The following is a 13,344-nucleotide window of genomic DNA, read 5'->3' on the forward strand; positions in this document are numbered from 1 at the left end:
CACAAACAAACCGAAAAACAGAAAATAAATCATTTTTACAACAACTTAAACAAACAACGGCCAAATATTTCGCTGCCAAAGCGATCGAGCGCAGCGGTAGAACGAGCCGCCATGAATGCAAAAACAACGCAAAACGCGAAATGAAAATGCTTGGTTAATTTGATTTTATCGTATAATTTGATACAACAGCTTGCATAAGCCCCCCTGCCCATCCAGGGCACATCAAATTCGGTGCGAGGAATCAAGTCATGTCACAAACCAACCCTATCGCCCAGGTGGTCTCGCTGAACGGCAGCGCATTTGCCATCACGAAAAATGGATCCAGCCGGCAACTCAAGGCCGGTGACAGGCTTCTCCCCGGCGAAACAGTCGTCACCGGCGCCAACGCCGATATCGTTCTGGCCGCGAACGACGGCCGCGAGATCCGGCTTGGCAACAGTCAGACCGTCGTCTTCGATAATGAGGTCGCCGGCACCAGTTCGCCGGACGATAGCGCCATACGCACCGGCAGCGACGGCTTCCGCCAGATCACCCAGGCCCTGGCCAGCAATGCACCGCTCGACGAACTGCTGGACGAAGAAGCACCGGCCGCAGGGCAAGCAGGCGCCACCAGCGAAGGCGGTCACAGCTTCATCGAATTCGCACGCATCCTGGAGGAAATCGGCGGCGCGGCAACGGCCTACAATTTCGGAACGGGCGACCGATCCGGCCTCGCGCTCTCGGATGAGGCAGTGCTCTCAGCTGGAAACTTGCTTCCGGACGACAACACACCGCCCAACGGCGGCGCTGCTCCCCGGGTCATCATTGTTGAAGATGCCAACAACGACGGCTTCATCAACCGCGCCGAAGCCAATGGCAATGCCGATGTAAGAGTCGAGTTCAATCGCGACCTGGTCGATGTCGGCGATACCGTACGCGTCTCGGACGGCACGATCGTCCGCGATATCGTGATCAACGCCGGCGACAAGGCCAATGGCTACATCACCACCGATTTTCCCATCCCGCCGCATGGCAGCGTGCTGGTCGTCGACGCTTACCTGATCGACCCGGCCGGCAATGCCTCGGAACGCGGCAGCGCAGCGGCAAAGATCGACACCAGCAACCTGCAGGGACTGGTCGTCACCATCACCGAGGACATCAATGGCGATGGCTACATCAACAAGGCGGAATTGCAGGGCAAGGTCGACGTTGAATTCACCCTGCCGCCGGAAGCGATTGCCGGCGATCTGCTGACCATCTGGGCGACCGGGCATTCGACGATCACCATCGAACTGACCCAGGCCCATATCGACGCAGGCCGCGTGGAAATCGAACTCGATCCGCCCGGCAATGGCAGCAAGCTCGAAGTTCGCGCTCAGGTCAGCGACCCGGCCGGAAATCTGTCCAATGAGGCCAGCGCTGCCGCCATCATCGAAACCAGCGACATCGGTGCGCCACGCGTCACCCTGCTGGACGACCTCAATCGCGACGGCTACATCAATGCGGCCGAGCTTCAAGGCGACATCGATGCCCGCATCGGCCTGCCATCCGGCGCCCGCGCCGGAGAATGGCTGTTCGTCAGCGTCAATGGCAACGCCCGCCTGCCGATCCTGCTGACCCAGCAGGATATCCGCAACGGTCACGTCGATATCGGTGGCATTCCAAATCCAGGCGACGGCCAAACCGTCACGGTCACCGCCTTCATCCGTGACCTGGCCGGCAACACCAGCCCCACCGGCGAAGCTTCGGCCATCATCGACACCACCGTGTTCAGCGGCCTGAGCGTTGCCATCACCGAAGACCGCAATGGCGATGGTTTCATCAACCGGGAAGAACTGCGCGACAACGACATCGATGTCCGGGTAACGCTTCCTGCCGGTGCAGCCGTCGGGGATTCGCTGACGGTGTCCGGCAGCGGCAATGTCGACCAGGTGTTCACGCTGACCGCAGCCGACATCGCCGCCGGTCACCTCGACGTCAAATTCAACCCCACGGCGGACGACACGACCTTTGTCACAACCGCCACGATCCGCGACATTGCGGGCAATTCCGCCGGACCGGCCGAAGCCAGCGCCCGCCTGATGCTGGGCGAACCGGGAGCGCCCCAGGTCTTCATCCTTGAGGACAGGAACAGTGACGGCTGGATCAACGCCGCCGAATTGCAGGGAAAGATCGACGTCAGCATCACCCTCCCCCCGACCATCCGCGCCGGCGATCAACTGCTGATCACCGTCAACAGTCAGGTGCTCGCCCCCATCGTCATGACCCAGAGCGACGTGATTCGTGGCAGCGTGGCATTTGAGTTCGACAACCCGGGTGAAGGTCAGAGAATCGACGTCTCCGCACAGGTCCGCGACCCGGCCGGCAATCTTGGCAAGGTCGGACATGCCGGCGCCACCATCGACACCCTGGCGCCCAACGGAGGCAATGCCCCGCTGGTCGAAATCACCGAGGATGCAAACGGTGACGGCCGGATCAGCGCTGCCGAACTGAACGGCGAAGTGGACGTTCAGGTTCGCTTCGATGGCGACAAGGTGGATATCGGCGACATCGTTGTCGTCACTTCCGGCCAACTGACCCGGGAAATCCAGATCACCGCCGCCGACAAGCAAGCCGGCTTCGTCACCACCCATTTCCCGCCCCAGGCGCACGGCACCACGATTACCGTCGAGGCCGAAATCCGCGATCCGGCCGGTAACACGACGCCACGCGGCGAAGCGCAAGCGCTTTTCTGGACCAACCTGATCATTGTCGATGCCGAAGTCAGTGTCTCGGAAGAAGGCTTGCGCCACGGCATTCCGGACCGCGAGGGCAATCCGCACGACAACACCGATGAACCGACTGCCAGTGGCACCATCGGCATCGTCAACGGCAACGCCGCGCTATCCCTGTGCCTTGCCCCGCCGAGCCAGGCGCTCTATTCCGGTGGCGTCCAGATTGTCTGGTCGGGGGCGGGAACCGAAGACTCCCCGCTCGTCGGTCGTGCCGGCGCACTCGGTCCGGAAGTCATCTGCGCCAGAATCGACAGCCAGGGAAATTATGAAGTCCGCCTGCTGAAACCCATCGATCACCCAAGCGGCAACGGTGAAAACATCGAAAGCCTGCAATTCACGATCCGGGCAAACGACGGCAGCCAGCAAACCGAAGCCAGCCTGACGGTGCACATCGAGGACGACGCGCCATTGGCCAACAACCAGGCGATCCGGATCGGCGATGGCGACGGTGTCGATACCAACCTGATGATCATGCTCGACCTCTCCGCCAGCATGAATCAGCGCACCGGCGTCAAGGACCTGGACGGCCAGGAATTGAGCCGACTGGATCTGGCCAAGATCGCCATCCGCGACCTGCTCGACCGCTACGACGCGCTGGGCGACGTCAAGGTTCGTCTGGTGGTCTTCGGCAACGACGGACATGCACTGGGCGAACGCTGGCTGACCATCGACGAGGCACGCCTGCTGCTCGCCGGCCTGGAAGCCGGGAATGAAGCTTCGAACTACGACGCCGCCCTGGCCACAGCCCAGCTGGCGTTTGCCAGCGACGGCAAAATCGCCGGCGGGCAGAATGTCTCGTATTTCTTCTCCGATGGCGAACCGACCATCGACAGCAGCGGACATCCCTTCAACTATCCGGGACAGTTCGACCCCTTCCTCGGCGACGGCATCGACCGGGACGAGGAATGCGCCTGGCGCCAGTTCCTCAACGACAACGACATGACCTCGCAGGCCATCGGTGTCGGCCCACGTTCCATCATCATCCCCAACCAGCTCAACCCGATTGCCTGGGACGGTCAGGCAGAATCCGACCTGAACGGCTACTGGATTGGCGATTTCAACGAAATGGCCTGCGTCTTCGCGGCGACAGTCAGCGGCCCGACCACGCTCAGCGGCAGCCTGGGAGGCTTCGGTGCGGACGGCGGGCATGTCGCCGCGCTCGCCATCGGCGGTTACCTCTTTGCCTATGACGCGCAGGCCAACACCATCGCCGTCAGCGGCACTTCGGCGACGGTCAGCGGCTATCAATTCGACCCGGTCGCCCGGACACTGACCGTGCAGACCACCGCCGGCGAAACCATCCGCATCGGCCTTTGCGATGGCAGCTATCAATACCACGTCGCCGAAGCGCCGCCTCGCGGCAGCACGACCCAGGTCGAATTCATCCTGGTCGACAACGATGGCGACCAGGCCACCGGCTCGTTGCAGTTCATCGGCACCGGCACACCATCGACCGTCAATGTCGCCCCGGTCACCGGCATCGAAACCAGCAACAACCTGCTCGGCATCATCGGGCTCGATGCCCTCGACCTGATCGATCTGGGAACACGCACGCGGTTCACCGCCGTCGATGCCAACAACAATATCGCCAAGCTGGAAATCTCCTACCGCTCGCTGATCAACCTCGGCCCCTACTACCTGAAGGCCTCGCATGCGCTGGCCGACGAACTGGGGCTGAATCTCACGATCATCAACAATCCGGGTCTGCTCGGTCTGATCCTGCCCAGTTCGACCCTGGTCATCACGGCCAAGGATGGCGGCACCATCGACAACCTGGCATTGAACGAGCTTCTCGGCACCGTGCATTACGAGCAGTCGCTGCTCGACGTCAGCGTTCTCAGCGCCACCAGCATCACCGCAACCGACAGCAATGGACTGAGCAGCACCAGCAGCGTCGGCTCGCTGGCAGAAGTCGGTCTGCTCAGCACCCCGGATCAGAACGGACGGATCATCGAAGGCTCGTCACAGGACGACACGCTGACCGCCACCCAGGAAGGCAGCCGCCTCTACGGCCATGACGGCAACGATGTGCTCATCGGCAGCGATGGCAGCGACCTGTTGCGAGGCGGCGCCGGTGACGACGCACTTCACGCTGGCAACGGCAACGATCTGTTGATCGGCGGCAAGGGCAACGACCTGCTCTGGGGCGGCGATGGCAGCGATGTTTTCCGCTGGGAATTCGGTGATCAGGGCACGGTAGACACACCCGCCATCGACCGGATCATGGATTTCAACCTGCACGCCCCGGTTGGTGCTGGCGGCGACATCATCGATCTGCGGGATCTGCTGCAAGGCGAGTACCACGACGGTTTCGCGCCCGGCAATCTGACGCAATACCTGCATTTCGAAACCACCGCCAGCGGCACGACCATCCATATCAACCCACTCGGCAATGGGGCCGCGGTCACGCAGCAAATCGTCATCGAGGGTGTCGATTTCAGTGAAGGTGGTCAATTCACCGGTAATAGCCAAATCATCCAGAACTTGCTCCAGCAGGGAAAACTGCTGGTCGATTAAGCCATCTTCACAAGGGAGAAACAGCATGGACAAAGTACTGATCTGCACCACCGGCCAGGACATCCGCGACCTTCGCGATCGCATGGGGATGAAACAGTCCGACTTCTGGAAACGCATTCTGGTCACCCAGTCCGGGGGATCACGCTATGAAACGGGGCGAACCATTCCCAAACAGGTCTTGCTGCTGATCCATCTTGCCTACGGCGAGACCAAGGGCGCCGAACGCCTGCTCAAGGAACTGCGTAACGGGAAATCCGTGGAAACCCTGCAGAACATTTCTGGCAAGCCGCGCATCCGTCGCGCCAAACCGTCTGCTTCGCTGCACATGGGAGCCGCCTGAATCATGAAAATGGCCATCCTCCCTTTCCTCATCGGCAGCCTGTTTGCCAGCGTCGCGCAGGCTCAGGAAGCCGGTACGCAACAAGTGCACGACGCCCTGCGCGAGATTGCCCAGCAAGCGGTGCTGAAGAGCCCGGAAGTGACGACCAAGTGGCGTAACTACAAGGCGGCCGACGAGGAAATCGGGGTGGCACGCGGTGGCTATTTTCCGCGGGTAGACCTGACTGCGGGCGCTGGCCGCGAGAGTCTGAAGACGCCGCCGACGAATACCAAGGACAACTACACCCGCCAGGGCTACGCGCTGACCCTGAACCAGATGGTGTTCGACGGGTTTGCCACGCGCAGCGAGGTTCGCAAACTCGACAAGGCGCGTCTGGTCCGTTACTACGAATTGCTCGAAGCCTCCGAGAACGTCGCCCTGGAAGCCAGCCGCGCCTATCTCGATGTGCTGCGCTACCGTTTCCTGGTCGATCTCGCCGAAGACAACTACATCCGCCACAAGGCCACGCACGAGCAACTGAAGGTGCGTACGGCATCGGGCGTCGGGCGTCGCGTCGATCTGGAGCAAGCCGGCAGCCGTCTGGCCCTGGCCGAAGTCAATCTGACCACCGAAACCGCCAACCTGCACGACGTGTCGGCACGCTATCAGCGTCTGGTCGGCAACATGCCGCCCGACGTGATCGTTCCGCCCAGCCTGGTCGGCAGCGCCCTGCCGGCCAGCCCGAAGGCGGCACTGGACATCCTGCACCGGCGTAACCCGACGCTGCACGCGGCGATCGAGAATATCGAAGCCGCCCAGCACGACATCGCCGCCAAGCGTTCGGCTTACTCGCCCCGCGTCGATCTGCGGGCGCGCACCGAGAGCACCAACAACTATCAGGGCGTCAGCGGCGACCGCGATTACAACGTGGCCGAGGTGGTGTTCAGCTGGAATCTGTTCAACGGCGGTTCGGACCGGGCACGTGAGCGTCAGTACATGGAGCGCAAGCACCTGGCGGTGGAAATGCGCGAAAAGGCCTGCCGCGATACGCGTCAGACGCTGCTGATCGCCTATAACGACGTACTGCGCTTGAAAGAACAGGCCAGCTATCTGGCAATTCAGGTGGCCTTGCTGGAAAAGACGCGCGACGCTTATCGCGACCAGTTCAACGTCGGTCAGCGCACGCTGCTCGACTTGCTGGATACCGAGAACGAATTGCTGTCGGCGCGGCGCGCCTCGGTCAACGCCGATACCGACCTGACGCTGGCCTACCTGCGTACCTACGCCGGCATGGGTTCGCTGCTGGAATTCATGGGGCTGCAGAAACTGGACACCCATACGCCGACCGCTGCCGAACTGGCCGAAGTCGATGCAGCCTCGCTGTGTCCGGCCGATGCCGTCACCCAGCAAGCCTCGGCGCGTGAGGCGCTCGATGCCAAGGCGCGGGAGATGATGGTCGTACCGCGAGCGCCCATGGTCATGCAAGCCTCGTCAGGCCCGGTCGGCGACATCGAAAGCCGGGTACGCTCGTGGGCGGAAGCCTGGTCGGCGAAGAACTACTCGGCCTATGCCGCGTTCTATGCACCGACCTTCACGCCGGACGGCGGCCTGTCCCGCGAGGACTGGGACCAATTGCGCCGTGCCCGCATTCTGCCTAGAGAAGCGATCACGATAGGCATCGAAGCCATGAGGGTAAAAATGCAGGGCGAAGATCGCGCAATCGCGGAATTCGAACAGACCTACCGCTCGAACATCTACAACGACCGGGTCTTCAAGACGCTGGAGATGATCAAGGTCGACGACAGATGGCTGATCACCCGTGAAAGCTCTCGCCCCTGCGCCGGCAATACCGTTGGTGGATGCAGTGTCAGCGGGGGGACAGCGCCTCGCGCAGGGCATCGATAAATCTGGGCAAACGATCAGCCAGAGGCAGCAAGGCCAGTTCGGCTGCTGCCCGGTCGCCTTGCTTGAGGGCCTTATCCAGTTCGGTCACCAATTGGTGGATGGGTAAGGCCCCGATACTTCCTGCCGCGCCTTTGAGCTTGTGGGCAACTTTCTCGGCAGCGAGCAGATCATTTTTCTCGATCAATTCCGCGAGTGTCTGCGCATCGGTCGCGTGATCGGCAACACACATTGCGAGAACCTTCCGGTAGCCGGCCAGCTTCCCACGCACCAATCGTAGGCCAGTCTCCAGATCGAGATCGGCGATTCCGGCAAGTCTTGCCCGCAACTCGCCATCGTCATCGACGACGGTTTCGGATGCCTGCTCTTCTGGCGCGGTGGCTCCCGCCTCGACAAATTCCCCCGTCACCGGCAACCATTTGAGCAAAGTGGCATAGAGCATGTCCGGATCAACCGGCTTGGCGACATGATCGTTCATGCCGGCAAGCATCGCGGCCAGGCGATCCTCATCGAAGGCGTTGGCGGTCATGGCCAGAATGGGGATGTCCTGCCAGCCGGCCAGGGCGCGAATTGCCCGGGTCGCTTCGAGACCATCGAGATTCGGCATCTGAATATCCATCAGCACCAGGTCGTAGCGCTGTTTACGCGCAAGCTCCAAGGCCTCGACACCGTCCTCGGCAACATCGACCGCCAGATTGACCGCGTGCAACAGCTCAAGTGCGACTTCGCGGTTCACCGGATGATCCTCGGCCAGCAGCAAGCGGGCGCGCTGGTGCCGGGATCGCAGTTGGAACTCGGCGTCTGCGACCTGCATTGGTGTCGCCGGCAAGACGCCGTGGCCGCGCTGCAAACGGGCGGTGAACCAGAAAGTGCTTCCCTGGCCGGCCACGCTTTCTGCCCCGGCGGATCCGCCCATCATCTCGGCCAGTCGGCGGGTGATCGACAACCCCAGTCCGGTGCCGCCATATTGCCGTGTGGTTGACGCATCGGCCTGGGTGAAGGACTGGAACAATCCGGCCAGCTTTTCCGGGGCAATGCCAATCCCGGTATCGCTGACCGAAAAGCGGACAAACAACGCATCACCATTTTCTTCCAGCAGTTCAGCAGCAAGCGTTACATGACCTTGCGCCGTGAACTTCAGGGCGTTGCTGGCGTAATTGAGCAAGCATTGGCGAAGCCGCATGACATCACCGCGCAGCCAGACCGGCACGGCATCGGGATCGACACGGATTTCCAGCCCCCGCTCCCTGGCTGCATCGGCGATCATCGAGTGCACATGGTCAAGTACCGCGGGCAACGCGAAGTCACTATGTTCCAGCTGCAACTTGCCCGCTTCGATCTTGGAGATGTCCAGGATGTCGTTGATGATCGATAGCAGATGTTTGCCGGCAGCGTCGATTTTTCCCAGTCGTTCAACCTGCTCGGGGCTGGCATCACCGCGCAGCAGATGCGTCAGACCGATAATGGCATTCATCGGCGTCCGGATTTCGTGCGACATGTTGGCGAGAAAACTGCTCTTCGCCTGATTGGCAGCTTCCGCCACACTTTTCGCCGCAGCCAGTTCAGCCGTGCGCGTGGCGACCTGCTCCTCAAGATGCTTGCGATAGGTGTTCAGCTCGGCTTCCGCCAGCAGGTGCTCGTCAATTTCACGCTGCAATGCTGCGTGCTGCTTGCCCAGCGTCGTGCGCATGGCATCGAAATCATGGACGAGTTCGCCCATGACATCCTGGCCGGCCACCGGCAAAGGCGTGTCGTACTTTCCCTGGGCGAGCTCCGATGCAGCCAGTGCCAGCCGTCGCAAGGGGCGATGGATCAGGGCCTCAACCATGAGCGCGATGGTCACGATCGCCAGCACCAGCAAGGCCATCATCGCCAATCCGGAATTGATGACTTCGGCACGCTGTTCGGCCAGATAGGAGGACAGGTCAACATGCGCCTCCATGATTGCCAGCGGGCGGCCACCAAATTTCAATTCCACCTTGAGGGATCGGACATCCGCTTGTTGCGTCGAGATCGCTGGCGCATCCCCGGTTAACAAGGGATAGAGTTGCCGCGCCCGGGTATCGATCAGGGAAATGAATAACCAATCGGGATTCTTGGCCATCAAAGCGTCGAGGTTCTCGTTGATGATGTCGAGTTGCTGCCCCATCACCATCGGCACAAGGGTTTCGGCCATACTCTCCAGATGGCGTTGCATGGACTGGAGGTGATCCCGTTCGATGCGCTCGAGCGAACGCGGCAGCCAATAGGCCTGGATGCTTACCCCGGCAAGGCCAAGCGCAAACAACAGCGGCAGGATCAACTTCCAGCGTAGCGACATCAGACCTCAATGACCCAGATAATTATCCAGCTTCAAAGCCTTCAGGACCTGATAATCCTCGACGTGAGCCGGTACCGCCTCACGCATGGGGATCTCGGCGAGCAGTGCGCGTCCCTGCGGCTCGGCAGACATTTCCAGGAAAGCCCGCTGCACTTTCATGCGTACATCGGCAGGAACCCGTGGGTGCCCGGCAATCGGATGTGAAGGCACCTCGCGCGTCTGATGCAAGACCTTCAAGCTGCCCCGGATACGCTCACTTTCCTCGGCAAACGCTTTTTGCACGGAGCCCCCAGCATCGGCCAGACCGTTGACCACATGCAGGAACACCGAACTGTGAGACTTGGCGATCAGCGGACGGGTCTTGACTCCAAAATCCCGGTCGAGTTCGGCGCGCAACAGCAGACTCGCGCCCAACGCGGACATCGAGGGCACCGCCAGCGTCTTGTCTTGCAGATCCTCGACGCGTTGTACCGGGCTGTCCTTGCGCACCACCAGAATCCCGCGCAGCGGCGCGCCATCGCGAATCAAGGGGTGATAGCCGGGCTGCCGGTCAATCAGCGGCATCATGTACGGATTGACGTAAATGAAGTCGTAGCGCCCATTCTTCGCATCACTATCGTACTCGCTGACAGACAAGGAAGTGACCAGCTCGAAGCGCAGCCCGGTACGTCGCTGTAATTCATCAATGATGGGCTGCCAGATACCGAACAACTTGCGCCGCTCGAACTGTGGGGCCACGGAAAAAGTGTAACTCTGTTCGCCAGCCGGAGTCGCAACAGCAGCAAAAGGTATCAGGCCAAACAGGCTGGTCAGACAGATCAGCAGGAGTTTTTTCATGGAAGGTCGCCAGAGAGCCACGCGCCCATTATCCACGCTTTACCCAGCGAACTGAGCATTGGTTTTTTGTGGCTGGACGGGAAACTGGCTACTCAACTTGGTCAGCGCACCAGATACGGTGCCCCGCACGAGAGATCGAAGGTGCTCACGTCGGCTACGCTGAGCTGTATCCCCAGCAAGGAAAGCACCGGATTCAGGATCGCATCCAGCAGCGAAAAAACCGGCGCCAACACCGAAAGAATCGCCGACAGTACGTCGCCGAGCGGCAACGTCAGACCCAGCAGCACCACATCGAGATCAAGATTCGACAGCAGCTGGGCAAACAGGCCGGTGGTCGACAGCCCGGATACCCGCTGCGTATTCTCGGCATTGAACGGCCCGGTAAACACCAGCGTATCGCCGCCACTGGGCACATCGACCACGGCGCTGGCACGCACCTGCAGCAGCCCCAGCACATTGAGAATCGTGGCCGGGGTGACGCTCGCCGATGCGGCACGATTCGTCATCGCATCCGGATTCACATCGCCGACATACAGCCGGGCGGCGCTCGACGCTGCCCCGACCGTCACTTCGCTATCTTCGCGGGGCCAACGACAATCGATCGCCTCGACCCATGCTTCCCCTGCCCCGACTTCGAGATAGATCGGCAAACGCAGCAGGCCGCCGAGCACCTCGCCCACCAGCAGATCGAGCTTCACCCGCCATTGCGCGTTGTGCGCCGTCGTGCGCCAGGCACCCGAGGCATCCAGCCCGGCCGGCCCGACAGCGATCGACGGCTTTTCCAGCATGGTGAGTGCCAGATTCAGATCGACCAGGCCGGGCAGACTGACCCCCACGATCGGAAGATTGAGGAAGTGATCGCCGTTCGCCACCTGGGCGCTCAGGGTCAGCAATTGCAGCAGGTTGAGATCGACGCCGGCCGCCTGATGGCCCGACACCAACCCCAGATCGATCAGGTCGCCCAATTTCAGCCGCAGCGCCGGATCGACCTGCAGGGCCAGCACATTGAGCGTATCGACCACCGTCGCATCCAGGCCAAGCAGGCTCTTTTGCTGCAAAGCCTGAGCACTCAGGTCGAGCAATTCGCGCACCGAAAGATCGGCATCGAGCAGGCCTTCGACCGTACCGATGCTGGCGTGTGCCTTGACCAGGTCGAGCAGGCTGACTGCTGTTCCGAGCAGGCCTTCGTAGGCAATCGCGCTCAGATTCAGCGAGGTGTTGAGCAAGCCACCAAGAATGGCGTTGAGCAGGACCGACATCTCGGTATTGACCGTCGCCACCGAAGCGGACACGCTGATGCCGGCGATATCCTGCCGCACTGCCGTGGCCGTGGCCGACATTTCCCGGCTGCCGAGGGCAAAGAAATACGGCTGCTGTTCGCTGACCGTGACTTGCACGGCATTCCAGAGTGCCGACGCCCCCCCCGGGAAAAACTCCCTGGCGCTGGTGTCGTAATACCCGGGAATGGCAATCAGCGAGCGACCCTTGCTACCGGGTAGCACATAGTCGTTGCCGGCCGCAGCATCGAGCGCAATCGCCTGGGCGCTCGACGGATCGTTGACCGCAGAAAGTGCAGCAGTGTCGGCCACCGTCTGCAGGTAGCGGCGCTCATGAAAGAGACTGCCCAGATCGACAGCCAGCAAAGCAGCACCGATCGCCAGGGACATGGCGACGGCAGCCATGACCAGAATGGCACCGCGCTGCGCAGCTGAGTTCATCCGGTTCGGCCTGGCTTATTTTGTCGTGACTGCCGGCATGGACGAGCCCGCACCACCCGAATTGCCCGAAGTATCGGGCATCGGCCGGTTGAACGCGTCGAGGTAGCGCTGCTGCGCCCGGGCGGCGACCTCACCCTGCATTGGTCGAGGCTCACCCGCCACGGCACCCGAACGCTGCAAGTCCAGTATCGACTGCGTTGCCTGGCCAATGGCCGGCGGCGGTTCTGCGGGCGAACTGGCCGGCCGGGCGTCATCGGCCCAGGCGGCAAATCCGCACAGCAGCAGGCTAAGCGGCGCGAGACACCTGATATCCATTGCGTTTCTCCTGTAATGCCTTGTTGGCCAGGCAGGCCTTGATGTAGCCCTGCATCAATTCGAACGACAAGGGCTTGTGAAACACCGTGATTTCCGGCGGCAGGCCACCGCGCGCATCGATTTCGTGCGCCTCCATCCCGCTCACAACCACGATGTTGAGCGACGAAAGCGCGTTATCAGCCCGCAGCACCTTGATGATCTCGAACCCGTCCACGCCCGAAATACGCAGGTCGGTCACCAGCAAATCGGGCGGCGCACGGCCAATTTCCACCAGGGCTTCAAATACGCTCTTCACAAAAACGAAGCGCACCGGCAAGCCCCAGGCTTCCATGGTCAGCCGGTACAGGTGCAGCATGTCTTCATCGTCTTCGAGCACCAGCACCGTGAAGCGGTTGTCCTGGGGAACGATCTCGGCGACCGGCTGCACCTCGGGCACCACAGCGTCCTCGCCCAGCCGCTCCTTGACCAGGGCCTGAACCGAACTCAGCGGCACACGCCGGTGCCCACCATCGGTTTTCCAGGCCTTGAGCACGCCCGCTTCAACCCACAATTGCACCGTACGCAGCGAGACATTCAGCATTTCCGCTGCCTCACGCGTTGTGCAATACACCTCACCACTGGGTACCGTCGTCTGTTTTCTCTTCATCTTGCTATCCGTTCCTT

At 61.4% G+C, this 13,344-nt stretch carries 8 protein-coding genes; 3 read left to right on the plus strand and 5 right to left on the minus strand.

Annotation, left to right across the window (positions count from 1 at the left end):
- The first annotated feature begins 248 nt into the window (after positions 1 to 248).
- From AADV58_RS11175 to AADV58_RS11185, 3 genes are read left to right on the plus strand one after another with little or no spacing between them, the layout of a single operon-like run.
- Positions 249 to 5,270: a retention module-containing protein gene (locus AADV58_RS11175; protein WP_341743201.1), complete on the plus strand. Its 5,022-nt coding sequence runs from the start codon at positions 249 to 251 to the stop codon at positions 5,268 to 5,270.
- Positions 5,271 to 5,295: 25 nt separating this feature from the next.
- Entirely contained in the window at positions 5,296 to 5,610 is a 315-nt protein-coding gene (locus tag AADV58_RS11180) for a helix-turn-helix domain-containing protein (protein ID WP_211226423.1), read from the plus strand.
- A 3-nt stretch (positions 5,611 to 5,613) separates the two neighbouring features.
- The gene (locus AADV58_RS11185) at positions 5,614 to 7,494 is read left to right on the plus strand and encodes a TolC family outer membrane protein (RefSeq protein WP_341743202.1); all 1,881 of its coding nucleotides are present in this window, start codon (positions 5,614 to 5,616) and stop codon (positions 7,492 to 7,494) included.
- Here the strand turns inward: AADV58_RS11185 and AADV58_RS11190 are convergent.
- The 5 genes from AADV58_RS11190 to AADV58_RS11210 all read right to left on the minus strand — a co-directional run bounded on the left by AADV58_RS11190 (position 7,457) and on the right by AADV58_RS11210 (position 13,327).
- Positions 7,457 to 9,811 (minus strand): response regulator, encoded by a 2,355-nt coding sequence (locus AADV58_RS11190; protein ID WP_341743203.1) that lies wholly within the window; start codon positions 9,809 to 9,811, stop codon positions 7,457 to 7,459. The two genes, AADV58_RS11185 and AADV58_RS11190, sit on opposite strands and share 38 nt — an antisense overlap.
- A gap of 6 nt (positions 9,812 to 9,817) precedes the next feature.
- Positions 9,818 to 10,648 (minus strand): phosphate/phosphite/phosphonate ABC transporter substrate-binding protein, encoded by an 831-nt coding sequence (locus tag AADV58_RS11195; RefSeq protein WP_028995090.1) that lies wholly within the window; start codon positions 10,646 to 10,648, stop codon positions 9,818 to 9,820.
- 101 nt (positions 10,649 to 10,749) lie between these two features.
- A complete protein-coding gene (locus AADV58_RS11200) occupies positions 10,750 to 12,366 on the minus strand; it encodes a TadG family pilus assembly protein (protein ID WP_028995089.1) in 1,617 nt (538 codons plus the stop codon).
- 15 nt (positions 12,367 to 12,381) lie between these two features.
- Positions 12,382 to 12,681: a DUF3613 domain-containing protein gene (locus tag AADV58_RS11205; protein WP_028995088.1), complete on the minus strand. Its 300-nt coding sequence runs from the start codon at positions 12,679 to 12,681 to the stop codon at positions 12,382 to 12,384.
- On the minus strand, positions 12,653 to 13,327 hold the full coding sequence (locus tag AADV58_RS11210) for an excisionase family DNA-binding protein (protein WP_081700190.1): 675 nt from the start codon (positions 13,325 to 13,327) through the stop codon (positions 12,653 to 12,655). Before AADV58_RS11210 ends, AADV58_RS11205 begins: the two co-directional genes overlap by 29 nt.
- Positions 13,328 to 13,344: the final 17 nt, after the last annotated feature.

It is taken from the genome of Azonexus hydrophilus (assembly GCF_038368255.1).
Classification (GTDB): domain Bacteria; phylum Pseudomonadota; class Gammaproteobacteria; order Burkholderiales; family Rhodocyclaceae; genus Azonexus; species Azonexus hydrophilus.